Origin of the sequence: Luteibacter sp. 1214 (genome assembly GCF_031455395.1) — a bacterium.
Taxonomy (GTDB): Bacteria; Pseudomonadota; Gammaproteobacteria; order Xanthomonadales; family Rhodanobacteraceae; genus Luteibacter; species Luteibacter mycovicinus.
This window is the reverse complement of the sequence record NZ_JAVDSQ010000003.1, coordinates 367,971-391,818: the sequence shown is the minus strand read 5'-3', so window position 1 is coordinate 391,818 and position 23,848 is coordinate 367,971. Positions and strand designations below refer to the sequence as shown.

Below are 23,848 nucleotides of genomic sequence, written 5' to 3'. Positions count from 1 at the left end.
AGGAGCGCGCCTTGCGCGCGATGGACGTTCCTACAGGGCGTGGCCGTGCATCGTGGCGATGGCGGCCGGGATGCCTTCAGCGCCGGCGACCTCGATCACCCGGTCGCCCATGGCGAAATCGGCCACCATTTCGTGTGCCCAGGTGCTGTGATACGGCATGTAGACGCCCCAGCCGCCAAGTGCGACCACCGGGGCGATGTCGGATTTCAGCGAGTTGCCGACCATGGCGAAGCGGTCCGGCGTGAGCTCGAACTCCCGGAACAGGCGCGTATAGGTTGCCGTGTCCTTCTCCGAGACGATCTCGATCCGGTGGAAGATGTCGGCCAGCCCGCAGCGCGCCACCTTGGCCTCCTGGTGGAAAAGGTCGCCCTTGGTGATCAGCACCACGCGATGGTGGGCCGCCACGGCCTCCACGGCCTCACGGATACCCGGCAGCAAATCGACAGGATGGCTCAGCACGTCCTTGGCCAGCCGCACGATACGGTGGATATCCCGCGCCTCGATCCGGCCATCGGTCAGCTCGATGGCCGACTCGATCATCGAGAGGGCCATGCCCTTGGCGCCGTAGCCGAACAGCGCGATGTTACCGCGCTCGGTCGCCAGGAGCGACGCGCGCAGGCCATCGGCCGTCAGATCCACGTAACGACCGAGGATGCCTTCGAAGGCCGCCTGTGCGTCGTCGTAGAACTCCTGGCTGCGCCAGAGCGTGTCGTCGCCGTCGAAGCCGACCAGATCGATCATGACTACAGATCCTGTGGGAGCGCGCCTTGCGCGCGATAACCGTAAAGCGGAACCTACAAGGTTGGCGCGAAAGCGGTTCGCGCGCAAGGCGCGCTCCTACAGGGTCCCTATATGTACGAATTCACCGATATTGCCTGTCCCTATTGCGGGGAAACCATTGAGATCGCCGTCGATACGTCGGGCGGCAGCCAGACCTATATCGAGGATTGCCAGGTGTGCTGCCGGCCGATCGTGATGCGGCTGGTGGTCGACGAGGGGGATGACACTTTCGACCTGACCGCTTCGGCGGAAAACGATGGGTGAGGTCGTTCCGGTAGGAGCCAACCCTGCTGGCGATAGCCCGGATACGAAAAGGCCCGGGTTTCCCCAGGCCTTTCCGATCAACCACCGATGAGATCGCTTAGAACGCGACCGACATCTTCAGGCCGAGGATGAACGCGTCATCGTTCTGCTTGCTGCCGCCCGGATCCTTGATGTACTGCAGGTTGGGACGCAGTGCGATCGAGGGAATCGGCGAGTAGCTGTAGAACACTTCGGCAACCTTCTCGTAACCGTCGTTGACGACGGTGTCGGAGCCGGTGATCGAGTTGACCAGACGCTGGTTCTTGGCAGCGTAGCCGCTGGCGTGCGAACCACCGATGGCCGCGCCGATGAAGTCGTTCGGGCGATCGAAGATGCCCTTGTACTCCATGCCGAGCGAGATCTGGTTGTTCGTCGCCGAGGTGGCGTGGTCGGCCGAAGCGATGTTCAGGAACACCGTGGTGCCCTTACCGCCGGCTTCGCCGTTGACCTGCTGCTGGAAGGTGATCCACGCGCCCTTGCGGGAGTCGTGCTGCAGCGCGCGGCCACCGAACTCGGCGAGCGGCTGATGATCGGTGTTGAGGTACAGGTCGTCACCCTTGGAGGTGTTGTACCAGACGCCGGCGCGGTACGAACCCGGCAGGCCGTTGACCGACGGCTTCCAGCCGAATTCCAGAGGAATCAGCGCGCCGGTGGTGCCGCTCGGGAAGTTCGGCTTCAGACCGTTGTGCGACGCGTAGGAGTCGTCGACGTATTTCGGGTTGACCTGATACGCGGCGATCTGCACGAAGGTTTCCTTCGTGGTGTCGAACTTGATGACCGTCGCCCACTGGCTGGTCGGCCAGTTGACCCAGTAATCGCCGACGATGTTACCCGGCTGCGCGCCGCAGAACGTCAGGTTCTGGAAGTCGCACGAGAACTGGTTGATGTCTTCACCGACCGGCAGACGGCCGATCTTCCAGGTCAGGCGGTCGTCGAAGAACTTCTGCACCAGCGAGAAGACCGTCAGGTGCCAGGTCTGGCCACGGCCGTAGACTTCCTGGATCAGCTGGTTGTTGCCGATGTTGGCGTCGGCACCGATGTTGCGACCGTTACGGTCGGTAACGACGATGTTGAACGCGGCGCCGTTCCAGCCCCAGAGTTTCTGCAGATCGAACGAAGCGCCCAGCTTCCACTGGTCGGTATAGCGCGTGATGTTCTTGGTGCCGCCGGAGTAGTTGTGCGCGGCTTCGCCACCGTACCCGAGGTCGAACTTGACGCCGGCGTCTTCGAGACGCGTGCGCTCACCGTTCCAGTCGCCGAACAGATATTTGCTGGTCGAGAGGTCGTCGGCATGCGCCGCCGTAGCGCCCAGACCGAGGCATGCGAGAAGCACGCCCGCGATGGGGCCCTTTGCGAGTTTGTTGAGCATGTACCCTTCTCCCTGAAAAAATTATGCTTTTACGTTTATGGCTTTTGATTATCTTGGTTGCAATGCACAATGCTCCCCGCGCATTCAACCGCCGCATAATAATGTTTTTGTCAGACTAATGTGTGGGCATCGCGAATTCGGCTCCCGCGCTTTCATCGTGGTTCAGCCAACGCTGTGTAACGGCTTTCTGCCTCGTGTAGAACCGCACCGACTCGGGGCCATGCGCGTGATGATCGCCCATGAGGCTCTTTTTCCAGCCCCCGAAGCTGTGAAAAGCCATCGGTACGGGGATCGGTACATTAATTCCGATCATGCCGACCTGAACGCGATGGGCAAATTCGCGCGCCACCTGTCCATCCCGTGTGAAAATCGCCGTTCCGTTTCCGAATTCGTGATCGTCGACCAGTTTCAGCGCACTGGCGAAATCCGGCACGCGAACCACGCATAGCACCGGCCCGAAAATTTCTTCCTTATAAATGCGCATGGCCGGCGTCACGCGGTCGAACAGCGTGCCGCCGACGAAGAAACCCTGCTCGCAGCCCGCCACCTGATAACCACGTCCGTCGACCACGAGCTCCGCACCAGCCGCTTCGCCGTCGTCGATGTAGCTGGTGATGCGATCGCGATGCACGCCGGTCACGACAGGTCCCATCTCGATGGTCTCGTCCAGGCCGTTGCCGATGCGCAGGGCCTTCACGCGGGGGGCGAGCTTTGCCACCAGTGCGTCGGCGGTCGCTTCGCCGACAGCGACGGCGACCGAGATCGCCATGCAGCGCTCACCGGCGGCGCCGTAGCCGGCACCCATCAAGGCGTCGGCGGTCTTTTCAAGATCCGCGTCGGGCATGACGATCATGTGGTTCTTGGCGCCGCCCAGAGCCTGCACGCGCTTGCCCTTCGCCGAACCTTGCGCGTAGATGTATTCGGCGATCGGCGTCGAGCCGACGAAGCTGACCGCGCGAACCAGCGGGTGATCGAGCAACGCGTCCACGGCGGTCTTGTCGCCATGGACGACATTGAAGACGCCGTCGGGGAGTCCTGCCTCCTTGAGCAGCCTGGCCAGCTCGACGCCGAGCGACGGATCGCGCTCGGAGGGCTTCAGCACGAAGGTATTGCCGCAGGCGATGGCCATGGGGAACATCCACATGGGCACCATCGCGGGGAAGTTGAACGGCGTGATGCCCGCGCAGACGCCCAGTGCCTGGCGCATGGTCCAGGCGTCGATGCCATTGGCGATCTGCTCGGTGTACTCGCCCTTGAGCAATTCGGGAATGCCGCAGGCGTATTCGACGACCTCGAGGCCGCGCACGATCTCGCCCTTCGCGTCGGACAGCACCTTGCCGTGCTCCGCGACGATCACGCGCGCCAGGCGATCCATGTCGCGCTCGATCAGGTCCTTGAAGCGGAACATCACGCGCGCGCGCTTGAGTGGCGGTGTTTCCGACCAGGCGGGGAACGCGGCGTGCGCCGCGCGCACCGCGACGTCGATATCGGCGACGGAGGCGAGCTCGACCTCGGCGGCGGTCACGCCGCGCGCGGGGTCGTACACCGGGGCGGTGCCCGCGGGCGAACCACTGTACGGCTTGCCGGCGATGAAGTGGCCGATGCGGGGGAGGGACTGGGTGGACGGCTGGGCGGACATGCTCTGTTTACTCCGATGGCGGCGCGGTCAGCGCGCGATCATCCATTCGTGGGCGGGATCGTTGCGGAAATGCCATTCACGGCGCGGACCGGCCATGACGTTGAGGTAGTAGCCGCGGTAACCGTGCGGCATCACCACGGGGTGGTAGCCACGCGGCACCATCACCACATCGTGGTTGCCGACGGCCATCGACTCGTCGATGTCGCGCTCGTCGGTGTAGACGCGCTGAAACGCGAAGCCTTGCGGCGGATCGACACGGTGGTAGTAGGTTTCCTCCAGCACGCTTTCTTCAGGCAGTGCGTCCGTGTCGTGCTTGTGCGGCGGATAGCTCGACGAGTGACCGGCGGGCGTCAGCACCTCGACCACGAGCAGCGACTCGGCGTCTTCGGTTTCCGGAAGAATGTCGCAGACGTAGCGGGTGTTCGCGCCCGTACCGCGCGCCGAACGCTTCATCGACGATGGCTCGATCAGGCGCGCGGCGAACTTGCCGGTGGCCGGTGCGGAAGCGAGTGCCAGCTCGGCATCGGTCCGCGCGGTGATCGTGTACACGGATGACGGCGGTGCATATACGGCATGCGGCGAGCGATCGTCGAAGACGCTGTCGCGGCCACCGAGGTCTTCCCACGCGTGGCCGGCCACCGCGATATCGACGCGCCCGACGAGCACCACGAGACACCCCTCGCGGTCGGCGGGCAGCGCGATCTCGACGGTCGAGCCCGCTTCGATACGCCTCGCCTCGAAACCCACGTGATGCCAGCGGGCGGTTTCCGGCGTGACTTTGACGATGGCTTCGCCGGTGGGCATCGCCTTGACGAGCAGACTCATGCGACCTCCCCGACCATCTCGCGGTCGAGCAACGAGCGAAGCGTGTCGTAACCCTTTTTCGCGTAACGGTAGCTGGGCGCCACCGTCGGATCCTGCTCCGCCTCGACCACCAGCCAGCCCCGGTAACCGTGGGTTTTCAGGCGATCGATGATGGCCGCGAAGTCGATCACGCCATCGCCCGGCACGGTGAACGCGCCGTTGAGCACGGATTCCAGGAACGTCCAGTGACGATTGCGCGCCAGACGCACCACGCCGGGGCGCACGTCCTTGCAGTGAACATGGCAGATGCGGGCGATATGGCGGTCGAGCACGGCCACCGGATCGCCACCGCCGAAATACGTGTGGCCGCTGTCGAACAGCAGGCCGACTTCATCGCCGGTATGCGCCATCAGCTGGTCGACATCATCCGGGGATTCGACGTAGGCGCCCATGTGATGGTGATACGCCAGGCGAACGCCACGGGACAGCGTGAATTTCGCGAACTCGGTGATGTTCTCGCCATACCGCTTCCAGTCGTCGGCGGTGCGGAAGCGGGGCCGCTTGTAGAGCGGCACCGGCTCACCCTGGATGGCATGGGCGACTTCACCGTACACCATGACCTGGCAGCCGTTCTCGGCCAGGAGGCGCAGATGCTTCTCGACGGCAATGATCTCTTCTTTCGCGGAGCGCTCGGCGACGCGCCCGGAGTACCAGCCGGACACCACGTCGAGTCCGTAGCCGGCCATCAGGTCACGCAGCTCGACGGGATCCCTGGGAAATTTATTGCCCAGCTCGAAGCCTTCGTAACCGATCGCCTTGCCTTCGGTCAGAGCGGTCGACAAGGGGATCTCGCCGCCGAGCGAGGGAAGGTCGTCGTTGCTCCACGAAATCGGGTTGATGCCGATACGGATGGGATCGTTCTTCATACGGGCGTGTTCCTGGCCTTGCGGCCCACGATGGCGGATTCGTAGCCGCTGCGCGCCTCGCGCACGGCCTCCCGCGTGGAAACTTCGGGGATCGCCACGTCCCACCATACGCCGCCCTCGTCGGTCGTACGCGTGTGGTCGGTGTCGATGCTGATCAGGTAGGTGCGGTCGGCGGCGCGGGCTCGCTCCATGGCGGCTTCGAGGCCGGCGATATCGGCGACGTGTTCCGCGATGGCGCCCAGCGAGCGGGCGTGGGCGGCGAAATCGACCGTCGGTGCACCGTGCTTTCCCTGGACGCAGTTGTCGAACATGTTGTTGAACGGCGCGCCGCCGGTGGCCTGCTGCAGGCGGTTGATGCAGCCGTAGCCGCGATTGTCCAGCAGCACGATGATGAGCTTGGCGTCCAGCATCACCGAGGTGGCGATCTCCGAGTTCATCATCAGGTAGCTGCCGTCGCCGACCATGACGATGACTTCGCGATCCGGCCTGGCCATCTTGACGCCAAGGCCGCCGGCGATCTCGTAGCCCATGCACGAGAACCCGTATTCCATGTGGTAGCCGCCGGGCGTCTCCGTGCGCCACAGTTTCTCGAGCTCGGCGGGCAGCGTCCCGGCGGCGCAGACGACGATGTCGCTACGTGCGGAAAGCGGCGACGAACGCTGCACCGCGCCGATCACTTCGCCGTCGTAGGGCAGGCGGCCTTCCGGTGGCTGGCGCGCATCGGTGATGCGGGAAACGATGTCGACCCACTCACGGGCGACGTCCCGGGCGCGCAGCGTCCACGCTTCGGGAGCGGCCCAGTCCTCCAGGCCGAAGCTGAGGTCGTCGAGCACGCGCGCCGCATCGCCGATCACCTCCAGGCCGTTGCCCTTGAGCGCGTCGAAGGTGTTGACGTTGACCGAGAGGATCGGCACATGAGCGAACAGGGCGTTGGAGCCGGTGGTGAAGTCCTGCAGTCGCGTACCCACGGCGATGATCAGGTCCGCCTCGCGGAGCAGGGCATTCGCCGCGGTGGACCCGCAGACGCCCGCGGGGCCGAGATGCAGCGGATGATTCCAGGGCAGGGCGCCCTTGCCCGCCTGCGTTTCACAGATGGGCACACCGTGCTTGTCGGCGAAGGCGAGCAGTTCCGGTGTGGCTTTCGCGTACAACGCGCCGCCGCCGGCGACGATGACCGGGCGCTCGGCCGCCTCGATGGCATCCAGCGCGTGCATCAGCTCATCGTCGGTCGGCTGCGGGGCGCGGAACACGATCTCACGCGGTTCGAAGAAGGCGAGCGGCCAGTCGTATGCCTCGGCCTGGACGTCCTGAGGTAACGCCAGCGTCACCGGGCCGCACAGCGCGGCGTCGGTCAGCGCACGGATGGCCCGGGGCAGGGCCGTCAGCAGCTGCTCCGGACGCATGATGCGATCGAAGTAGCGGGAGACGGGACGAAAACAATCGTTGACCGACACCGTGCCGTCGGAGAAGTCCTCGAGCTGCTGAAGCACCGGATCCGGCGCACGCGACACGAAAATGTCGCCCGGCAGCAGAAGCACCGGCAGACGGTTCACATGGGCCAGCGCCGCCGCGGTCACCAGATTGGTCGCGCCCGGGCCGATCGATGTCGTCACCGCCATCATGCGTCGACGCATATGCGTTTTGGCATACGCGATCGCGGCATGCGCCATCGCCTGCTCATTATGCGCACGGTACGTCGGCAGTTCATCGCGGATGCCATACAGCGCTTCGCCCAGTCCCGCCACGTTGCCATGCCCGAAGATGGCGAACACGCCGCCGAACAACGGCGCCGACTCATCGCTGTCCGCATCGCGCCCGTGCAACGCCGCGAGATACCGTACGAGTGCCTGCGCCGTCGTGAGCCGCACGGTCACACCGGCGGTGGTGGGAGCCAGCCCGGTTGACGATTCCAGCCTGTTCATGCCGCCGCACCTTCAGTGACTCGCTCCTGCGGCACCCGCCGTCCCTCGCGCCACAACGCGATCATCCGTTCGAACGCCGCGCGCGCCTGGCTCACCAGCGCCTCATCGTCGATCGTCCCGGACAGCCACGCTTTGGCCGGCTCACTGAACAGCGTGCGCCCCACGGCGAAGCCGCGGCAGGTCACGCTCTCCAGCGCGTCGGCGAATCCGTCGGCCAGCTGTTCCACCGGCGCATTCAGGCCCAGCAGCAAGACGCCGCGGCAGTGCGGATCGCGTTCGGCGATCAGGGCGTCGATCGCCGCCCACGCCCCCCGCTGCGGCGGGCAAAGCTTCCACCAGTCCGGACGGATGCCGAGGTTGTAGATACGCTTCATGGAGCGCAGCACCAGATCGTCACGCTGCGAAGGGTCCTTGCAGCCCGGAGGAATGATTTCCAGGAGCAACTCATGGCCACTGATCTTCGCCGCGTCGTAGAGCGAGCGGATCTGCGTTTCCTGCTCCACGCGATCCATCGGCGTGGCATCCGGATCGAAGGCGACCAGGCACTTGATGACGTGCTCCGCCGGCCACGAGATCAGCTGACTGCCGATGGACCGGCCACGCTCCAGTTCCAGGGGGTTGGACCCCGGCACTTCCACGGGGCGGCCGATCCACCAGCCACGCCCGGTCGCGGCGTTCAACGCATCCTGACCGTAGCGGTCGTCGGCGAGCAGGCCAATGTGTCCGTGCAGTTGTCCGGCGCGCTCGGTCGCCGCCACCGCCTCGACCAGCAGCTCTTTCAGCCGTGGCAGGCGTGCTTCGTCACCGCCGGCGGCACGCGTCAGCTCGAAGAAGGGCGTGCGATGGTCGAAAGCGAATACATACAGCTCGTTCCACGCCTTGCGCGGCACGGCCGTGCGATGCAGATGCGAGAGCTCGGCATCGAGGTCCGGGCGACGGATGCCACCGTCGCGCGACAGGAAGGCATCGAGTTCAGCGCGACCGGGCATCGCCGGCGCACAGGCGTGGCGGGACACCACGATGGCACCGCAGGCGTTGGCGTAGGCACACGAGCGCTCGATGGATTCACCATCCAGCCACCCGGTAAGGAAGCCGGAGAGGAAGGCATCGCCGGCGCCGAGCACGTTGAGTACCTCGACCCGCGAGCCCTTGTACGTCGGCGCGTCGTCGATGTCCGAAGGGATGACCCCCTCGATGACGCTGCAGCCGACGGCACCGCGCTTCACGACCAGCGTCGCGGCACTGATGCCGCGAACCGCGCGGAGTGCCGAGAGCAGGTCCTCGCTGCCACCGGCGATGTGGAACTCTTCCTCGGTGCCGACGATGAGGTCGAACCCGGGCAGACTGGCCTGCAGATGAGCGGTGACATGCTCCGCGGCGACGAACCGGCGCTCGCCTTCGCCGCGTCCTGTCAGACCCCAGAGCACCGGCCGGTAGTCGATGTCGAGCACCGTGCGTACATCGTGCTTGCGCGCCAGTTCGATCGCGCGGGTGGCGGCGGCATGCACGCCCGGTTGCGACAGGTGTGTGCCGGTGATGGCCAGCGCACGGCAGCGCGCGATGAACGACTCGTCGATATCGTCGGGCGTCAGCGCCATGTCCGCGCAGTTCTCGCGATAGAACAGCAGCGGGAACGTCTCGCGATCCTTGATGCCGAGAATCGCCAGCGCGGTTAGCCGCTCGTGATCGGTCTTCACCTGGCTGATGTCGCAGCCTTCGGCTTCCAGTGTCTCGGTGAGGAAGCGCCCCAAATGATCGTCGCCGACGCGGGCGAGCATCGCCGAGCGCAGGCCTAGCCGAGCCGTGCCGAAAGCGACGTTGGCCGACGACCCGCCCAGATACTTGGCGAAGCTGGTGACGTCCTCGAGGCGCGCGCCGATCTGCTGGGCGTAGAGATCCACCGCGAGCCGGCCGAGGCAGGCGACATCGATGGGGCGGGAGGGGGAGCGGGGAGGGAGACTACGCATGGGGGTTATCCGTGTTCAGGCCGCGCGGCCTTCCAGTTCGTCGACCAGGCTCTGGATCTCGGTACCGCCGGCCATCATGTCGAGCACCGCTTCCTTCGTTACGTCGGTTTTGGCGAAGGTGCCCATGGACTGGCCGCGGTTGAGCAGCGTGAAGCTGTCCGCGATGGGGTAGGCGTGGTGCACGTTATGGGTGATGAAGATCACCGAGATGCCGCGCTCGCGGGCTTTGTGGATGAGTTTGAGGACGTTGCACGACTGTTTGACGCCCAGCGCCGCCGTGGGCTCGTCGAGGATCAGCACCTTCGCACCGAAGTGGATGGCGCGGGCGATGGCGAGACACTGCCGTTCGCCGCCGGACATCGTGCCGACCGGCTGGCCGGCATCGCGCACGCGGATGCCCATCTCCGCGAGTTTGTCGCGTGCGGTTTCGTTGGCGTACTGCATGTCGATGACCGGAATCACGCCGAACATCTTCTTGCGCGGCTCACGTCCGGCGAAGAAATTGCGCGCCACGCTCATCAGCGGAACGAGGGCCAGGTCCTGGTAGACCGTGGCGATACCATCGTCGAGCGCTTCGCGCGGCGAGTTGTACCTCACCGCCTTGCCTTCGACGCGATATTCGCCGCTGCTGGGCTGGTGCACGCCGGCGAGTGTCTTGATCAGGGTGGACTTGCCGGCACCGTTATCGCCGAGCAGGCAATGCACCTCGCCGCGTTTCAGGCGAAGGGTCACGCCCTGCAGCGCGATGACGGTACCGAAGAACTTGCTGACGTCGTCGAGTTCGAGAATGTAATCGTCGGCCATGGTGGCGCTCCTCACTTCGTGCTCGCAGCGCGGCTGCGGATGTAGTGGTTGAACAGCACCGCCAGCAGCAACATGCCGCCAAGGAACACGCGGTACCAGTCCGAATCGATGTTGGTATACGAGATGCCGATCTGCACGACACCGAAGATCAGCGCGCCGAAGCAGGCGCCGATCACCGAGCCGAAGCCGCCGGTGAGCAAGGTGCCGCCGATGACGACCGCGATGATGGCTTCGAACTCTTTCTGCAGGCCGCGATCGGCCGCGGCGGAGCCCACGTCGGCCACCTGCAGCACGCCGAACAGGCAGGCGCAGAACGCGGTGAGCACGAACAGGGAGATCTTCACGCGACGCACCGGCACACCGACGTTCTTGGCGGCGTTGGAGTCGCCTCCGACGGTGTAGATCCAGTTGCCGAAGCGCGTGCGGGCCAGGACGAAACCCGCTGCGACACCCATGACGAGCCACCACACCAGCACCTTGGGAATGCCGCCGACGACCGGGTCGCCGCTGGGCAGCTTCTCGATGAGGTTCATGCCGGCCAGACCGGTGAACAACCAGTGCAGGGTGGTGCCCGAGAACAGCGCGTTGATGACCGGGTCTTCGGCGAACTTGTCGCCCACGCCGCTGACGATGGTGCTGTTGGCGAAGCCGGTCGACAGCACCAGGGTCAGGCCGCGGAGGATGAACATGAAAGCGAGGGTGACGATGAAGGACGGCAGCTTCGTGCGGACCACGAGGTAGCCGTTGAGAGCGCCGAGCGCCATGCATCCGGCGAAGGCGAACAGTACCGACGCCCACAGTGGCCAGCCCATGTACATGGGCGGGATGGCGACGAGAACGCCGGCGAAACCGATCATCGAACCCATCGACAGATCGAATTCGCCGGCGATCATCAGCAGGCAGGCACCTACGGCGAGGATGCCGAGGTAGCCCGCCACCTGGGCCCAGTTGATCACGCCATCGAGCGCGAACATGCCCGATCCGCCGGCGAAGATGCCGAAGAACACGAAGACGAGCACGGTACCCGCGATCGAGCCCAGTTCGGGCCGGTCGAGCAGGATGCGCCACGGCGAGATCCGCCGTACGCGTTCGTCCGTGGAGGTCGGTGCTTCCGGCGCTGTCGCGCGGTTTTCCTGGATCATGTTGGAAACGCTCTCATTGATGGCGCTCATGGTTCACTCCCCGACGGTCAGCGGTACTGGCCGGCGTACTTCTCGACGGTGGACACGTTGTCCTTCGTGACGAAGGCGGGGCCTGAACTGACGCCCGTGGCGGTGTAGACAGGCTTGAGGTCGTACTGCTTCAGGCGGGCCTGGAACTTCGGGTTGGCCTTCAGCGCCTCGATGATCTTGGCCGGGTCCTTGGTGTTCTGGTCGTGCGCGATGACCAGCGCGGCGATGCCCATATAGCCCTGCAGGTAGGGCTGCTGGTCGATCGCGTACTGGATCGTGCCGGACTTGATGCCGTTGATGATGGCGGGCGACAGGTCGAACGTGCCGAAGTCGATCTTGCCGGCCAGGTGCATGTCGTTGACCACCTTGATGGTCGGCTCCGCGGCGTTGGGGCCAAGGGCGAGGATCGCCTGCGTCTTCGGGTTGCTGCGCAGGTAGGCACTGACCTTGCTGGCGACCACGGTCGGGTCCATGCCGCTGTCGATCATCGAGGTCTTGCGCCAGTCCTTCACGCCGATGGCCTCGGCGAAGCCCTGACAACGCTGGAACGAGGCATTGTTGGTGGCGTAATGGTTGACGCAGACGAAGCTGGTGACGCCCTTGGCCTTGGCCCGCTCGCCGGCGGCTTTGCCCGCGTCGTATTCGCCCTGGCCCACGTGCATGATGGCGCCGAGCTTCTTGCTCTCGTCCGGGGTGCCCGAGTTGATCGTGACGATGGGAATGCCCTTCGCGGAGACTTTGGCCGCGGGTGCCTTCAGCACGGCGAAGCTGGCGATATCGAAGGAGACGCCCTTGTAGTTGCGGGCGGCGGCGGACTCGAGCTGGCGGGCCATTTCGGCGAGGTCGCCATTGCCCGAGCCGCGGTAGTCGACCTCGACGCCGAAATCCTCACCGGCCTGCTTGATGGAGTTCTTGATGGTGTTCCACCACGAATCCGAATCGGCGGCGTGGGTGACGAGAACGTAGCGGTCGCCGGGAGCCGCCTGGGAGGCGGGGGCGGCGAGGCCGAGACCGAGGGCAAGAGCTGCCGCCAACGAGGCGTGGAACAGTTTGGAACGCATATGGCCTCCACAGATGACCGCCGTGCGGTCGGGTGATGGATATCGAACTGCGACGACGGCCGGGCGGCCGCTGTTTTTGCCGAAAGCGGACCGAGCATGGACCTGCTTTTCCACGGTTGCAATTTGCATTGCAGCAAAAAAATAAATGGAAAATCTGTTCCATATCGTGGTTGAATGCCGCCGGTCCCCCGTGGAGCGCCTGATGGCCAAACGCAGCGAAGCCGATGCCCTCATGCAGCGCATCGCCGATGAATTCGAGGCCCTGCCGCGCCAGCTGCAGGGTGTCGCCCGTTACCTTGAGGAACATCGCAGTTCCATCATGGTCCAGCGCGTCGGTGAGATCGCCGAAGGCTGTGGCGTGCACGCCTCGGCGGTCGTCCGCTTCGCCCAGCGCTTCGGCTACTCGGGCTTCACCGAGATGCAGGCGGTGTTCCGCAACGCGTTCACCGCGCAGACGGCGCCGCAGCGCAGCTACAAGCAGCGCATCCGCAGCGTCATCAAGGGCGGCACCGGCAGCATGCCGGCGGCGGAGATCGCCTCGCGCTTCATCGACGCCAGCCGCGCCGGTCTCGACGAACTCGCCGCCGGAATCGACGAGGTGCGTTTCCAGAAAGCGGTGGACATGCTTGCCGCTGCGGAGAATATCTACGTGATCGGCGTGCGCCGCTCATTCGCGATCGCCACATACATTGCCTACGCACTTCAGCACACGCAGAAGCGCGTGCACCTGGTCAACGGGCTGGGTGGCATGTTCCGCGAGCAGTTGCGCAGCATCGGAAAGGGTGATGCACTGATCGCGATCAGCTTTCCACCGTTCGGCAAGGAAACCCTTTACGCCATGCGCGTGGCGCAACAGCACAAGGCCGGCGTGCTCGGCATCACCGAGAGCGATCTCGGTCCGCTGGCGCGTCACTCGGATGTCCTGCTCAAGGTGAAGGAGGGCAGCGCATTCGCCTTCCGCGGTCTCACCAGCACCATGTGCCTGTGCCAGGCGCTGTTCGTCGCGCTGGCCTACAAGCTCGAACTGACTGTCGAAGAAACACTTCCCCGAGGAGAATACGATGATTGAAGTTGCCGTTTTCGGTGCCGGTCGCATTGGCAAGATCCACGCGGGCAACGTTGCCCGCCATCCCGAAGCGCGCCTGCGCTATGTGATCGACGTGCACGCGCCCTCCGCTCAGGAACTCGCCGACAAACACGGTGCGAAGGTCGCCAGCGTCGATGAAGCGCTGAACGATCCGGCGGTCGGTGCCGTGGTCATCGGCTCCAGCACGGACACGCACTCGGACCTGATTCATCGCGCGGCCGCCGCGGGCAAGGCGATCTTCTGCGAGAAGCCGGTGGACCTCGACGTGGAGCGTGCGCGTTCGTGCCAGGCCGCCGTCGAGAAAGCGGGCGTCACCTGCATGATCGCGTTCCAGCGCCGCTTCGATCCCACGTTTGCGTCACTGAAGAAGCGCCTCGATGCCGGTGAAGTGGGTACGCCTGAACTGCTGATCGTCACCAGCCGCGATCCGGGCGCGCCGCCGGTCAGCTACATCAAGAGCTCCGGTGGCATCTTCAAGGACATGCTGATCCACGATTTCGACATCTTCCGCTGGATCCTGGCCGACGAGGCCGTGAGCGTGCACGCGATGGGCAGCTGTCTGACCGACCCGGCGATCGAGGAAGCCGGCGATATCGACACCACCGCCGTCACCATCCGGACGAAGAGCGGCAAGCTCTGCCAGATCAACACGTCGCGGCGCGCCGCGTACGGCTACGATCAGCGTTTCGAAGTGCTCGGCAGCAAAGGCATGTTGCAGGCGGGCAATGTCGCGCCGACCCAGGTCGTCTCGCACACGTCGACCAGCATCGCGCATGACCTGCCGGAGCACTTCTTCCTCGAGCGCTATCGCGAAGCCTACGCGGCCGAGATTGCGCACTTCTTCGACGCGCTGGCCGCGGGCACGCCCGTTCGTACCACCATTGCCGATGGCATCAAGTCGCTGGAACTGGCGGAAGCCGCCGCGCGCTCATGGCGCGAAGGCAAGGTCGTCGAGGTGAGCATCTGACGATGGCCAACCTCCGTATCGGTCTGGCCGGCCTCGGTCGCCTGGGTCAGCGCTATGCAGAAAACCTCGCGCGCGCCGTGCCTCGCGCCGAGCTCGCGGCGGTGTGCAGCCCGGTCGAGGCGGAGCGCGCGTGGGCGCGCGACACGCTGGGCGTCGGGACCATCCACACCTCGTATGAGGAGATGCTGGCCGACCCTTCGCTGGACGCCGTGTTCCTCGTCACGCCCACCTCGCTGCACGCAACGCAGATCGAGCAGGCGCTGGACGCCGGCAAGCACGTGTTCTGCGAGAAGCCGCTGTCCCTGGAACTGGAAGACTGCCGCCGGGCTGCCGCCCACGCGGCGAAGGCCGGCAAGCGGGCGATGGTCGGCTTCGTCCGCCGCTTCGACGAAAGCTACCGCCATGCCTTCATGCACATCGAAGGCGGCGGCATCGGTCGTCCGTTTCTGGTGTACTCGCAGACGACGGATCTCGCCGACCCGAGCGGCGCCTTCCTGAAGTTCGCCCCGACCAGCGGCGGCATCTTCCTCGATTGCAGTGTGCACGATGTCGATCTGGCTCGCTGGCTGCTGGGCCGGCCGAAGGCGACCAAGGTCTATTCGACCGGTACGGTGGCGATGTATCCGCCGCTGGAGGACATCGGCGACGTGGACAACGGCATCGCCATCGTCGAGTTCGAAGGCGGCAGGATGGCCATGTTCTATGCGTCGCGTACGCAGGCCCACGGGCATGACACGCATACCGACGTGACGGGGACGGCCGGACGGGTCAGCGTCGGGCGTAACCCGCGGGCGGACCGTGTGGAGATTGCGGATGCCAATGGCGTGCGCAATACCGTGGTCCCGTCGTTCTATGAGCGTTTCGCGCCGGCGTTCGTGACTCAGGCGAAGCACTTCGTCGATGCGGTGCTCGACGACACCCCGTTCGACCTGACGATGGACGATGCGGTGGAGGCAACGCGGATCGCTGTGGCGTTGCGCGAGTCGCTGCAAAGCGGACAGCCGGTCCTCCTGTGACCGGCGACCATCGACCGCCGGCGTGACCATGAAAAACGCTTCACCCGGCGCCGTGCCGCAGTGCAGCATCGAGGCGCTATAATCGGCCCATCATGTCTCTCCCATCCCTGGTTCCCCAACGCGGGCGGCGTTTCGCCGTGACGGCGCGGATTCTTTCCGCCGTCGTCTTCACCTTCATCTGCTACCTCTGCATCGGCATTCCGCTGGCCGTGCTGCCGGGTTTTGCACACCTGACGCTGGGGTACTCCACGGTTCTCGCCGGTCTGGCGGTCAGCGCGCAGTACCTTGCGACGCTGCTGAGCCGGCCGCATGCGGGACGGATGGCGGATGCGATGGGGCCGAAGCGAACGGTGCTCGCCGGTCTGGTGGTGCTTGCCCTTGCGGGCCTGTTCCTCGCTCTGGCCGCGCTGGTGCCGAAGATTCCCGCGTTGTCGCTGGTGCTGATCCTGCTCAGTCGTCTGGGCCTGGGGTTCGCCGAGAGCTGGGTCGGCACGGGCTCCATCACCTGGGGTATCGGCGGCATCGGCGGCGAGCACACTGCGCGCGTGATCTCGTGGAACGGCATCGCTACCTACGGCGGGATCGCCCTGGGCGCGCCGCTTGGCGTGATCCTGGCCCGTGACTACGGCTTCATCGCGCTGGGCGTCATCTCCTTCGCGCTCGGTCTGGTGGCTCTCCCCATCGCCCTGGCCAAGGCGGCGGTGGCACCCAGCCACGGCGAGCGCCTGCCTTTCCGGAGCGTGCTCTCGCGGGTCATGCCTTATGGCGCCGGCCTGGCGCTGGGGTCGATCGGCTTCGGCTCGCTGTCGACCTTCGTGGCGCTTTACTACGCCAGCCGGGGCTGGGAGGGCGCCGCGGTGTCGCTGTCGGTCTTCGGCAGCTGCTTCATCGGCGTGCGCCTGGTGTTCGGCAATGCGGTGGATCGCTTCGGCGGCTACCGCGTTGCGATGGTCTCGCTGGCGGTGGAGGCGCTGGGCCTGATGGTGCTGTGGCTGGGCGTGACCCCGCACGCGGCCATGATCGGTGCGGCATTGACCGGCTCGGGCTTCGCCCTGCTGTTCCCGGCGCTGGGTGTGGAGGCGGTCAGCCGCGTCAGCACGCACAACCGGGGCGCGGCGCTCGGTGCGTATTCCGTCTTCCTCGACGTTGCCCTGGGCCTGACCGGTCCGGTCGGTGGATGGGTCGCAGGCATCTACGATTACCCGGCGATCTTCCTGCTGGCGGGTTTTGCCTCGATCGCGGCGGTGATCCTCTCGGCCTCGCTTTATCTGCGTTTTGGCCGCGATGGGAACGCACGCGGGAAACCGGCCGACGCAAGGGCATAATGAGGTCCTGACCCCTCACGAGTTCCCTCCATGCCCTACGATCGCAGCTGGACCGGCTTCGGCATCATCGGTGCCCTCGAAACCGGCGGTATCGCGCTGCTGGTCGGCCTCATCCTCTATGCGCTGGTCCGGGCGTTCGGCAAGAGCAACGGCTGGAGCCATGGCAAGGACCTCAGCGTCGCGTTCGCCCTGTCGGTATTGCTCGCCGCCGGGCAGGACCTGTGGGACCTGTTCTACTTCAACTTCGTCCCCATCCAGTCGCCGACCCTGATCCGCCTGAAGCTGGCCGCGGTGCACGACCCCGACAGCATCGGCCTGCGCGTGTCGTTCGAACTGATGGGGGCGCTGATCGGCGTCTGCCTCGGCTGGGCGATTTTCTCCGGCGGCTTCAAACAGCTGATGCACGGCATGCGCAACAGCTGACCGTCAATGTAGGAGCGCGCCCCGCGCGCGATTCAATCCGGCGACCCGCGTGAATGCCGTCAGCGCGCATGCCCAAACATCCAGCTCCACAGCTCCGGCGTCGCATACGCTTTTTCCCATGAGCCATGATTCACCCCCGGGAACTCGCTGTACTTCACCTCGGCCTTCCGCGCGAGCAGCGCCGCATTCATCTTGCGCGACTGCTCGGTCGGCACGACGTTGTCGTCGCCACCGTGGAAAATCCACACCGGCAGCTTGCCGATCTTCTGTGCGACCCACGCCGACGGATCGGTGCCCGCCGGTACGCCGTGCACGTAAAGGCGCTGGCCTTCGCCTTCCAGCGGCGTGACGCCGCCACAGATGATCGCCGCCGCGGCGAACGTCCCGGGATGATCCACCGCCAGCTGCCATGAGCCGAAGCCGCCCATCGAAAGGCCGGTCAGGTAGAGGTGCTTACGGTCGCCATGGAACTCGCTGATGCTCTTTTCCAGCGCCGCCATCGCCATGTCGGCATCGGCCTTGTCGGTCCAGGCGGTATCGTCCGGGGCCTGGGGCATCACGACCACCGCCGGAAAATCCATGTGCTGTTTCAGCCACGGCGGCAGGCCTTGCGACATCTGCTTCTGGTTGTCGCTGCCGCGCTCGCCGCTGCCATGCAGGAACAGCACGACGGCCGGGTGGGGCTTGATGTCGGCGGGGACGAAGACCTGATAACGGTAGGTCTTGCCGGCGACGTCGACGCTGCGCTCGACGAACTGCGCGGGCGCGGCGGAGGCGCCGACGGCGGTCATGGCGGTGAGGAAGGCGAGGGTGCGGAGCATGGACTGAATCCCGTCGGGTACCAATGTAGGAGCGCGCCCTGTGCGCGACATGGTCTTGCGTTGTCTCTCAAGGCTCTCGCGAAAAGGTGTCGCGCGCAAGGCGCGCTCCTACAGGCGAAGGGACACAAGGCGGTCGGTGGCATGCGTGCCCGTCAAAGCACCGGATCGAACAACCGGGCGACATGCAAGGCCACCCGCCGCAGGTACGACAGCCGCCGGTAGTCATTGGCGTTGACCTCGTCGGACTTCGCGAAATCCGCTTCCAGCATGGCTTCGACTTCTCCCGCGAACGCCTCATCGACATTCAGCGCCGCAATCTCGAAGTTCAGCCGGAAACTGCGGTTATCCAGGTTCATGCTGCCCACCACCGCCGTGTCGTCGTCGATCAGCATCACCTTCTGATGGACGAAGCCGGGCTGGTAACGAAACATGCGAATACCGGCGACGATCGCCTCGTGCGCATACAGCGTGCTCGCCATGAACACCGTGCGGTGGTCCGGCCGGCTGGGAATCAGGATGCGCACGTCCACCCCGCGGAACACGGCAAGCCGTAACGCGGCGAATACGGACGGGTCCGGCACGAAGTAAGGCGTGGTGATCCATACGCGCCGCCGCGCCGCATGAATGACCTGGGTGAAGAACAGCGAGCAGCTCTCCTGCCGGTCCGCGGGCCCGGTCGCCACGATCATCGTCGACGCACGGCCGCACCGCTCCGGCGGCGGCAGCGAAGGAGGGCGTTCCCCGGTGACCCAGTACCAGTCTTCGGCGAACACGCGCTGCAGATCGGCCACGGCGGGCCCCTCGATCTGCATATGCGTGTCGCGCCAGGGTGATAGCGGCGGGTTCGCGCCAAGGTACTCGTCACCCGCGTTGAGCCCGCCGACGAAACCACGCTCGCCATCGACCACGAGCACCTTGCGGTGATTGCGGAAGTTGAGCTGGAAGCGGTTGCGCCAGCGTCGCGTGGCGAAGCGACGGACCTCGACACCGCCCGAGCGCAGCGATTCCACATAGCGGTCGGGCAGGGCATGGCTGCCGATGCCGTCATAAAGCAGGCAGACCTGCACGCCCGCCGCGGCGCGCTCGAGCAACGCATCGCGCAGGCGACGGCCCAGAACGTCGTCGTGAATGATGAAGAACTGCACCAGCACGTAGCGCTCGGCCCGGGCGATGGCGGCGAACATGGCGGTGAAGGCGGCTTCCCCGTCGATATGCAGGGCCAGGGCGTGCCCCCCGTGCATCGCGCTGTTGATCATCCGCCCGATCGCGTCGTAGCGGTCGTCGTGTACCGGGACCGACGGCGCGAGCAGGCCGGTGTGGCCCGGATGCGCGGCTTCTTCGTGCAGCATGAAGAAGCGCGCCTGACGCTGGCGATGCAGGTCGACGTAGCCGCCGAAGTGGCTGGCGCCGAGAAACAGATAAGGCACCAGCGTGACGTAGGGAACGAGGACCAGCCCGAGCACCCACGCGAAGGCGCCCTGCGCCGTGCGGGCGTTCATGACCGCATGCATGGCGGCGAGCACGCCCGCGGCATGCAGGCATAGCGCGGCGATGGCGATGAGCGTGGCGATCATGCGCCGGGGTCTCCACTTTCCAGTTTGCGACAACAGTGTTTGTCGCGGTTGAGTGTTTTTACACGAATGGCTCGCGAGGACAATGGACGTCATCGCTTTCCATCGAGCCTGTCCCATGCATGCCTCTTCGTCCCGCCTGCCTTTGCTGGCACTTGCGGTGGCCGCGTTCGCCATCGGTACCACCGAGTTCGTGATCATGGGCCTGCTGCCCGAAGTCGCCGCCGACCTGAAAGTAGGCATCCCGGAGGCCGGCATGCTGGTCTCCGGGTACGCCCTCGGCGTGGCGGTCGGCGCCCCCCTGCTGGCCGCGCTGACGGCGAAGCTGGAACGCAAGCGCGCTCTGCTGCTGTTGATGGGCCTGTTCATCCTCGGCAACCTGCTCTGCGCCATCGCTCCGAATTACGAGGTGCTGATGGGCGCCCGCGTGGTCGCCGCGTTCTGCCACGGCTCGTTCTTCGGAATCGGCGCCATCGTGGCCGCCCACCTCGTGCCGGCCAACCAGCGGTCGCGAGCCATCGCTTTGATGTTCGCCGGCCTGACCCTGGCGAACGTGCTCGGCGTTCCCTTCGGTACCTTTCTGGGGCAGTGGGCGGGATGGCGCTCGACCTTCTGGGCGGTGACGGTGCTCGGAGTGATCGCGACGATCGCGGTGGCCCGGCTGGTCCCGGCGCTGCCCCACCTCAAGGCCCCGCACATGGCGCGCGAGCTTCGCGTACTGCGCGAACCGCAGGTACTGATCGCCCTGGCGATGACCGTGCTCGGTTTCGGCGGCGTCTTCACCGTGTTCACCTATATCGCGCCGATCCTGCAACAGGAATCGCACGTGAGCCCGCACTGGACGGGAGCGGTGCTGGTGCTGTTCGGTCTGGGCACGACGATCGGCAACATGCTCGGCGGACGCCTTGCGGACTGGAAACTGATGCCGTCGTTGATCGGCATTCTCGTGGTCCTGTCGCTGCTGCTGGCGGTGTTCGCCTGGACGATGCATTCGACCGTGGGCGCCATCGTCACCGTATTCGTCTGGGGGATCGCCGCGTTCGCCACCGTGGCGCCGCTGCAATCCCGCGTGGTGCATGTGGCGGGCGATGCGCCCAACCTCGCCTCGACGCTCAATATCGCCGCGTTCAACCTCGGTAACGCCGGCGGCGCATGGCTTGGCGGCGCGGTGCTGGCCGCCGGGTTCCCGATGCCGACGGTAAGTCTGGCCGGCGCTGCGGTTACCGTCACGGGGCTGCCTGCTACGATGGTCAGTGTCGCCCTGGAGCGCCGCGCCTCACCGGCGGTGCCCGCAGGCACCTGATACCCGTTCCCAGGAGTAACGCATGAAAGCCGTCGTCTACCGCAAGTCGCTGCCCGTCGCCGATAAGCAGAGCCTGCTCGATGTGGAACTGCCGGACCCCTCGCCCGGCGCCCGCGACCTGCTGGTCAGGGTCGAGGCCGTCTCGGTCAATCCGGTGGATACCAAGATCCGCCGCAACGTCGACCCCGCCGGTGCCGACAAGGTCCTTGGCTGGGATGTCGCCGGTACGGTGGTGGCGGTCGGCGACGAGGTCACTCGGTTCAAGGTGGGCGACAGCGTCTGGTACGCGGGCGAGCTGGAGCGTCCCGGTGGCAACAGCGCGCTGCACGTGGTCGACGAACGCATCGTCGGCCGCAAGCCGTCGACGTTTTCTATGGCCGAGGCGGCGGCACTTCCGCTCACGGCACTGACCGCGTGGGAGCTGATGTTCGATCACATGGGCATTCCACATGGCACGACGGGCCGCCCCGCGACCCTGCTGGTCGTCGGCGCCGCCGGCGGTGTGGGCTCCATCGCGGTGCAGCTGGCCCGCCGGCTCACCGGCCTGACGGTGATCGGTACCGCATCGCGCCCCGAGACGCGTGCCTGGGTCGAGTCGATGGGTGCGCATCACGTGGTGGACCACTCGAAGCCGCTGGCCGACGAAGTGCGCGCGGTCGCTCCGGAGGGCGTCAACTACGTGCTCAGCCTGACCGCCACCGAGAAGCACTATGCCGCGCTGGTCGACGTGCTCAAGCCGCAGGGCAAACTCGGCCTGATCGACGACCCGGCCGAGGCGATCGACGTACGCCTGATGAAGCGCAAGAGCCTCTCGTTGTACTGGGAGTTCATGTACGCGCGGTCGATGTATCGCACCGACGACATGGCCGAGCAGGGTCGCATCCTCGACGAGGTGGCCAATCTGGTCGACGCGGGCGTCATCCGCACGACTGTGCGAGAGAACCTGGGCACGGTGAACGCGGACAACCTGCGTCGCGCGCACGCCTTGCTCGAGAGCGGCAAGGCGATCGGAAAAATTGTCCTGGAAGGATTCTGACAACCGGCAGGAGCGCGCCCCCTCGAGCGCGCATGAGCGTGCCCCGCGCGCGCGTAGGAGCGCGCCCTGCGCGCGAAAAGCCAACAAGGCGGCGACGCAGAACACCCCCTGTTGCGCGCAGGGCACCCCCCCCTGTCGCGCGCAAGGCGCGCTCCTACATTTAGTCGATCAGCATGGTGGCGACGTTCTGCGCCTGCTTGCGGATTTCCGGGATGGCGGTGGACTCCCACAGCGTCCCGCGCAGCATGCTCCCGATGGCGAACAGGTTGGCGCGCGCCTTGCCGTTGCCATCGAGCAGGTGGCCGTCAGGTACGGCGCGGAGGCCCATGCCCAGCGGATCGGGCTGGACGAGCCCGTCGACCACCAGCTGGCGCACGAGACGATGCTCCGTGCGCTGGGTGTCGGTATTCAGGCCGACGGTCTGGATGACCAGATCGTAGGACTCCGTGGATTCGCCACCGCCTGGCAGGGCGCGCACGACATCCAGGTTGCCTTCCTGCGACAACCTCACCGCGCGCATGCGACCGCGGCCGCGCTCGAAACGGCCCTCGGCTTCGAGCTTCGCCACCGACGCGGCCACCTGCGGCGGCATGCGATGGCGTGCACGTTCCCATGCCCAGCGCGCATGACGCAGGAAGCGGGCACGCTCGGCGGCAGGTAGCTCGCGCCACAAACCCTGGGTATGCGGACGCATGCCGTCGACGACCGTGCGCCAGTCTTCCGCGCCGGCCGTGGCCTCGCGCAGGCGGCGCAGCCAGGCACGGACGTTGGGATCGTCCCGCATGGCCTCGATGAGTTCGGTGCCGTCATCCGTGGGCGCCGACGCGGCAGCCAGGTGCGGCTCGGGCAGCTTGCCGTGGCGCGACAGAGCGGTGAAGTGCGCCTTCGGCCAATGCGCCGACAGCTCCAGCAGGACGTCCACCGCGGTCAGGCCGAGGCCGATCACCAGCACGCGCAACGGACGGTCGTCGTCCTGCGCCGCGGCCATGAACGGCCAGGGATCCGTCACGTAACGACCGCTGGCGATCGCGGCGTCTTCCACGCCCGCGAGGGGGCGCGGGGGCAGGGAGCCGATCGCCAGCACCGCCGCGTCCGCGCGAGACGTTTCATCGCCGAAGCCGATGGTGACGCCTTCGGACGAGGGCACCAGTGAGTCGGCTTCGAACGGATGCACGTTGATATCGTGCCCGAACGAACGGGCATTCATGACCGCCTGCTCGACGCGCGAGCGCAGGAAATCGCCGTACAGCCTGCGCGGCAGGAAGTCGGAGCCTTTCACCTTCGGGTCGAGACCCTGGGCGTACTCGAGAAAACCGCCGGGTTTGCTGACGAACATGCCCATGGACGCCGCGCGGACGTTGAGCAGATGACGCCCGGAGGGCGTGCCGTAGGCGACACCGCGCCCGGCATCCGGCGCGCCGGCATACCAGTCCAGATGCAAGGGCTGGGGCGTACGCCGCTCCAGCAACTCACTTACCAGCGTCGCCGCTGCAGCGCCACCGCCGATGATGGCGACTTTATGAAACATGCTTTTGGTCCTTCGCCCGATGGC

At 65.9% G+C, this 23,848-nt stretch carries 21 protein-coding genes; 8 read left to right on the top strand and 13 right to left on the bottom strand.

Features of this window, described 5'->3' with window-relative positions:
* Window positions 1-30: 30 nt before the first annotated feature.
* Window positions 31-741 carry an HAD family hydrolase gene (locus J2X57_RS10260; RefSeq protein WP_309866649.1) on the bottom strand — a complete coding sequence of 237 codons (711 nt, stop codon included), beginning with the start codon at window positions 739-741 and terminating at the stop codon, window positions 31-33.
* Between the two features lie 111 nt (window positions 742-852).
* Here J2X57_RS10260 and J2X57_RS10255 point away from each other — a divergent pair, with 111 nt between their 5' ends.
* Window positions 853-1,044, top strand: coding sequence for a CPXCG motif-containing cysteine-rich protein (locus J2X57_RS10255; RefSeq protein WP_036115984.1), 192 nt, complete (start codon window positions 853-855; stop codon window positions 1,042-1,044).
* A 97-nt stretch (window positions 1,045-1,141) separates the two neighbouring features.
* Here J2X57_RS10255 and J2X57_RS10250 read toward each other — a convergent pair whose 3' ends face one another.
* From J2X57_RS10250 to J2X57_RS10210, 9 genes are all read right to left on the bottom strand, one after another.
* A complete protein-coding gene (locus tag J2X57_RS10250; RefSeq protein WP_309866646.1) occupies window positions 1,142-2,452 on the bottom strand; it encodes a carbohydrate porin in 1,311 nt (436 codons plus the stop codon).
* A gap of 115 nt (window positions 2,453-2,567) precedes the next feature.
* Window positions 2,568-4,091 carry a CoA-acylating methylmalonate-semialdehyde dehydrogenase gene (locus J2X57_RS10245; RefSeq protein WP_308846092.1) on the bottom strand — a complete coding sequence of 508 codons (1,524 nt, stop codon included), beginning with the start codon at window positions 4,089-4,091 and terminating at the stop codon, window positions 2,568-2,570.
* Window positions 4,092-4,118: 27 nt separating this feature from the next.
* Window positions 4,119-4,916, bottom strand: coding sequence for a 5-deoxy-glucuronate isomerase (iolB, locus tag J2X57_RS10240; RefSeq protein ID WP_043692272.1), 798 nt, complete (start codon window positions 4,914-4,916; stop codon window positions 4,119-4,121).
* Window positions 4,913-5,821 (bottom strand): myo-inosose-2 dehydratase, encoded by a 909-nt coding sequence (gene iolE, locus J2X57_RS10235; RefSeq protein WP_308846091.1) that lies wholly within the window; start codon window positions 5,819-5,821, stop codon window positions 4,913-4,915. The genes iolB and iolE overlap by 4 nt, the downstream gene beginning before the upstream one ends.
* Window positions 5,818-7,743, bottom strand: coding sequence for a 3D-(3,5/4)-trihydroxycyclohexane-1,2-dione acylhydrolase (decyclizing) (iolD, locus tag J2X57_RS10230; protein ID WP_309866639.1), 1,926 nt, complete (start codon window positions 7,741-7,743; stop codon window positions 5,818-5,820). Before iolD ends, iolE begins: the two co-directional genes overlap by 4 nt.
* Complete coding sequence (gene iolC, locus J2X57_RS10225; RefSeq protein WP_309866634.1) at window positions 7,740-9,710, bottom strand: 5-dehydro-2-deoxygluconokinase; 1,971 nt, start codon at window positions 9,708-9,710, stop codon at window positions 7,740-7,742. The genes iolD and iolC overlap by 4 nt, the downstream gene beginning before the upstream one ends.
* A 15-nt stretch (window positions 9,711-9,725) precedes the next feature.
* Window positions 9,726-10,514 carry an ATP-binding cassette domain-containing protein gene (locus J2X57_RS10220; RefSeq protein WP_036115970.1) on the bottom strand — a complete coding sequence of 263 codons (789 nt, stop codon included), beginning with the start codon at window positions 10,512-10,514 and terminating at the stop codon, window positions 9,726-9,728.
* A gap of 11 nt (window positions 10,515-10,525) precedes the next feature.
* A complete protein-coding gene (locus J2X57_RS10215; protein WP_043692286.1) occupies window positions 10,526-11,686 on the bottom strand; it encodes an ABC transporter permease in 1,161 nt (386 codons plus the stop codon).
* A 17-nt stretch (window positions 11,687-11,703) separates the two neighbouring features.
* Complete coding sequence (locus J2X57_RS10210; RefSeq protein WP_052191485.1) at window positions 11,704-12,747, bottom strand: sugar ABC transporter substrate-binding protein; 1,044 nt, start codon at window positions 12,745-12,747, stop codon at window positions 11,704-11,706.
* A 202-nt stretch (window positions 12,748-12,949) separates the two neighbouring features.
* Here J2X57_RS10210 and J2X57_RS10205 point away from each other — a divergent pair, with 202 nt between their 5' ends.
* The 5 genes from J2X57_RS10205 (at window position 12,950) to J2X57_RS10185 (ending at window position 17,565) form a co-directional block, all read left to right on the top strand.
* Window positions 12,950-13,816, top strand: a complete 867-nt coding sequence (locus J2X57_RS10205) for a MurR/RpiR family transcriptional regulator (RefSeq protein ID WP_036118388.1) — start codon at window positions 12,950-12,952, stop codon at window positions 13,814-13,816.
* Complete coding sequence (iolG, locus tag J2X57_RS10200; protein ID WP_036115964.1) at window positions 13,809-14,801, top strand: inositol 2-dehydrogenase; 993 nt, start codon at window positions 13,809-13,811, stop codon at window positions 14,799-14,801. The genes J2X57_RS10205 and iolG overlap by 8 nt, the downstream gene beginning before the upstream one ends.
* Before the next feature lie 2 nt (window positions 14,802-14,803).
* Complete coding sequence (locus J2X57_RS10195) at window positions 14,804-15,817, top strand: Gfo/Idh/MocA family oxidoreductase (RefSeq protein ID WP_079521730.1); 1,014 nt, start codon at window positions 14,804-14,806, stop codon at window positions 15,815-15,817.
* A gap of 92 nt (window positions 15,818-15,909) precedes the next feature.
* On the top strand, window positions 15,910-17,142 hold the full coding sequence (locus J2X57_RS10190) for an MFS transporter (RefSeq protein ID WP_036115960.1): 1,233 nt from the start codon (window positions 15,910-15,912) through the stop codon (window positions 17,140-17,142).
* A 30-nt stretch (window positions 17,143-17,172) separates the two neighbouring features.
* Window positions 17,173-17,565 (top strand): hypothetical protein, encoded by a 393-nt coding sequence (locus tag J2X57_RS10185; RefSeq protein ID WP_308846088.1) that lies wholly within the window; start codon window positions 17,173-17,175, stop codon window positions 17,563-17,565.
* Window positions 17,566-17,624: 59 nt separating this feature from the next.
* Here the strand turns inward: J2X57_RS10185 and J2X57_RS10180 are convergent, their stop codons facing one another.
* Complete coding sequence (locus J2X57_RS10180) at window positions 17,625-18,386, bottom strand: dienelactone hydrolase family protein (RefSeq protein ID WP_043692292.1); 762 nt, start codon at window positions 18,384-18,386, stop codon at window positions 17,625-17,627.
* A 152-nt stretch (window positions 18,387-18,538) separates the two neighbouring features.
* Window positions 18,539-19,960: a cardiolipin synthase gene (gene cls, locus J2X57_RS10175; protein ID WP_308846087.1), complete on the bottom strand. Its 1,422-nt coding sequence runs from the start codon at window positions 19,958-19,960 to the stop codon at window positions 18,539-18,541.
* A gap of 115 nt (window positions 19,961-20,075) precedes the next feature.
* Here cls and J2X57_RS10170 point away from each other — a divergent pair, with 115 nt between their 5' ends.
* Both J2X57_RS10170 and J2X57_RS10165 read left to right on the top strand, forming a co-directional pair.
* A complete protein-coding gene (locus J2X57_RS10170) occupies window positions 20,076-21,260 on the top strand; it encodes an MFS transporter (protein ID WP_309866619.1) in 1,185 nt (394 codons plus the stop codon).
* A 22-nt stretch (window positions 21,261-21,282) separates the two neighbouring features.
* Complete coding sequence (locus tag J2X57_RS10165) at window positions 21,283-22,296, top strand: zinc-binding alcohol dehydrogenase family protein (protein WP_309866616.1); 1,014 nt, start codon at window positions 21,283-21,285, stop codon at window positions 22,294-22,296.
* A gap of 160 nt (window positions 22,297-22,456) precedes the next feature.
* On the opposite strand, the gene J2X57_RS10160 is transcribed toward J2X57_RS10165, so the two are convergent.
* Window positions 22,457-23,824, bottom strand: a complete 1,368-nt coding sequence (locus J2X57_RS10160; RefSeq protein WP_036115948.1) for an FAD/NAD(P)-binding protein — start codon at window positions 23,822-23,824, stop codon at window positions 22,457-22,459.
* Between the last annotated feature and the right edge of the window lie 24 nt (window positions 23,825-23,848).

Excerpts from the sequence above, each read along its gene's own strand:
- J2X57_RS10260 (WP_309866649.1), bottom strand. The coding sequence starts at position 741 with ATGATCGATCTGGTCGGCTTCGACGGCGACGACACGCTCTGGCGCAGC.
- J2X57_RS10170 (WP_309866619.1), top strand. The coding sequence starts at position 20,076 with ATGCATGCCTCTTCGTCCCGCCTGCCTTTGCTGGCACTTGCGGTGGCC.
- J2X57_RS10190 (WP_036115960.1), top strand. The coding sequence starts at position 15,910 with ATGTCTCTCCCATCCCTGGTTCCCCAACGCGGGCGGCGTTTCGCCGTG.
- J2X57_RS10255 (WP_036115984.1), top strand. The coding sequence starts at position 853 with ATGTACGAATTCACCGATATTGCCTGTCCCTATTGCGGGGAAACCATT.
- J2X57_RS10180 (WP_043692292.1), bottom strand. The coding sequence starts at position 18,386 with ATGCTCCGCACCCTCGCCTTCCTCACCGCCATGACCGCCGTCGGCGCC.
- J2X57_RS10195 (WP_079521730.1), top strand. The coding sequence starts at position 14,804 with ATGGCCAACCTCCGTATCGGTCTGGCCGGCCTCGGTCGCCTGGGTCAG.
- J2X57_RS10245 (WP_308846092.1), bottom strand. The coding sequence starts at position 4,091 with ATGTCCGCCCAGCCGTCCACCCAGTCCCTCCCCCGCATCGGCCACTTC.
- iolD (WP_309866639.1), bottom strand. The coding sequence starts at position 7,743 with ATGAACAGGCTGGAATCGTCAACCGGGCTGGCTCCCACCACCGCCGGT.
- iolB (WP_043692272.1), bottom strand. The coding sequence starts at position 4,916 with ATGAGTCTGCTCGTCAAGGCGATGCCCACCGGCGAAGCCATCGTCAAA.
- J2X57_RS10205 (WP_036118388.1), top strand. The coding sequence starts at position 12,950 with ATGGCCAAACGCAGCGAAGCCGATGCCCTCATGCAGCGCATCGCCGAT.
- J2X57_RS10185 (WP_308846088.1), top strand. The coding sequence starts at position 17,173 with ATGCCCTACGATCGCAGCTGGACCGGCTTCGGCATCATCGGTGCCCTC.
- J2X57_RS10220 (WP_036115970.1), bottom strand. The coding sequence starts at position 10,514 with ATGGCCGACGATTACATTCTCGAACTCGACGACGTCAGCAAGTTCTTC.
- iolE (WP_308846091.1), bottom strand. The coding sequence starts at position 5,821 with ATGAAGAACGATCCCATCCGTATCGGCATCAACCCGATTTCGTGGAGC.
- J2X57_RS10215 (WP_043692286.1), bottom strand. The coding sequence starts at position 11,686 with ATGAGCGCCATCAATGAGAGCGTTTCCAACATGATCCAGGAAAACCGC.
- iolC (WP_309866634.1), bottom strand. The coding sequence starts at position 9,710 with ATGCGTAGTCTCCCTCCCCGCTCCCCCTCCCGCCCCATCGATGTCGCC.
- J2X57_RS10160 (WP_036115948.1), bottom strand. The coding sequence starts at position 23,824 with ATGTTTCATAAAGTCGCCATCATCGGCGGTGGCGCTGCAGCGGCGACG.
- cls (WP_308846087.1), bottom strand. The coding sequence starts at position 19,960 with ATGATCGCCACGCTCATCGCCATCGCCGCGCTATGCCTGCATGCCGCG.
- J2X57_RS10210 (WP_052191485.1), bottom strand. The coding sequence starts at position 12,747 with ATGCGTTCCAAACTGTTCCACGCCTCGTTGGCGGCAGCTCTTGCCCTC.
- J2X57_RS10250 (WP_309866646.1), bottom strand. The coding sequence starts at position 2,452 with ATGCTCAACAAACTCGCAAAGGGCCCCATCGCGGGCGTGCTTCTCGCA.
- J2X57_RS10165 (WP_309866616.1), top strand. The coding sequence starts at position 21,283 with ATGAAAGCCGTCGTCTACCGCAAGTCGCTGCCCGTCGCCGATAAGCAG.
- iolG (WP_036115964.1), top strand. The coding sequence starts at position 13,809 with ATGATTGAAGTTGCCGTTTTCGGTGCCGGTCGCATTGGCAAGATCCAC.